Source organism: Candidatus Bathyarchaeota archaeon, from assembly GCA_026014725.1.
GTDB lineage: Archaea > Thermoproteota > Bathyarchaeia > Bathyarchaeales > Bathycorpusculaceae > Bathycorpusculum.
The window spans coordinates 1-1,238 of the sequence record JAOZHV010000030.1 but is presented as its reverse complement, the minus strand read 5'-3'; the positions used below and the strand labels follow the sequence as shown (position 1 = coordinate 1,238).

2 protein-coding genes are annotated in these 1,238 nt (G+C 44.8%); both read left to right on the top strand.

The annotated features are described in order from the left end of the window. Positions 1–309: 309 nt before the first annotated feature. Entirely contained in the window at positions 310–753 is a 444-nt protein-coding gene (locus NWE95_06900) for a hypothetical protein (GenBank protein ID MCW4003621.1), read from the top strand. A 108-nt stretch (positions 754–861) separates the two neighbouring features. Beyond that, positions 862–1,238, top strand: a 377-nt coding sequence (locus NWE95_06895) for a hypothetical protein (GenBank protein MCW4003620.1), incomplete at its 3' end; no start/stop codon positions are given.

Genomic DNA, 1,238 nt, shown 5'->3' with positions numbered 1-1,238 from the left:
CTAAGAGCGAGCGGATTGACCCGTTGAAGCGGTATTATTTGATTACTGAGTTGGGTGAGAAAGTGGCGAAGCTTCTTCTCGAGTTCTTTGATGCTTTGGATGCTTAGGTGGCAGTTTCAGGCGTATTTGCGCTGAACTGTTCTACATTTTCTTTTTTGACGTTTTTGTAGATGTTGGTTTGGCGGGTTTTTGTTGTTTTGTTGTAGTTGTGTTGTGCATATAGTCAATATGGTGTATTAAGTCATAATATTTAAATTGGTCTTTCCAATGACATAACCGTAATTTAACATAGGAGGGAAGAAACTAAAAATGAAAAGCTTCAGACGAAGCGTGAAAGCCCTAAGCCCCGTAGTCGCATCAATCATACTCATCGCCGTCACAGTCGCAGTCAGCATCGCCGTAGCAGTATGGATGGGCGCACTCAGCACAGGATTCATGCAAACAGAACAACTAACCGTAACAAGTGCAACATTCCAACCTAACGCTGTAAAAAACATTACTTACACTATAAGCAACACTGGCACAACTGGTGTAAAAATTGACCAAGTATGGCTCAATGGTCTGCAGATACCAGCAGGAAACCTTACATATGCATTAAGCGATGGCACCCCTATACCTGATCAAACAGTTCCTGCCAACGCTAAAGGTTGCACCCTTCAATTCTATTGGGATTGGAAGACTGGCGACACTTATCAAGTCAAACTAGTCTCCGCAAAAGGCACCACGTTCCTGTACAACGCAGTAGGCGCATAAATTTCCCCTTTCTTTATTTTGCTTCGAAACACACAAGGGCAAGAGTGAGCAAACGCTCTATCTACTTTCCCCTTCTCTAGTTAGCCGTTTAGAGGTGCAAAACACGACATGGTAACAAAAATAAAAGAATACACTTCAGCCAAAGACATAGCTGAAACCCTAGACAAAGAAATAGCCGACTCCAAAAGCGCACTCGGCGAATACCTACGACGCCTAGACGACATACGCAAGCTGGCGGAAAAATCAAAAAAAGTCCGCGAAGTCGTCATGAAACTCGCAGGCAAAAAAAACCAAAACGAAAACCCAAGCGAAGTAAACGTCGGCAACCTAAACATCGTTCTAGACGCCAACCCATTCCACGAACTAACCGCCTTAGAAAACGCTGTGCGCAGCCACCAAGACCGCCTCATAACGCTGCAGAAAGTCCGCGAAGCACTCAAGTGGCTGGACCAGCTCGGCGACGCCGAAGGCATGAAATACATAGT

What these genes read in the sequence shown, in the direction of transcription:
- NWE95_06900 (MCW4003621.1), top strand. Translation starts at nt 310, where the DNA reads ATGAAAAGCTTCAGACGAAGCGTGAAAGCCCTAAGCCCCGTAGTCGCA.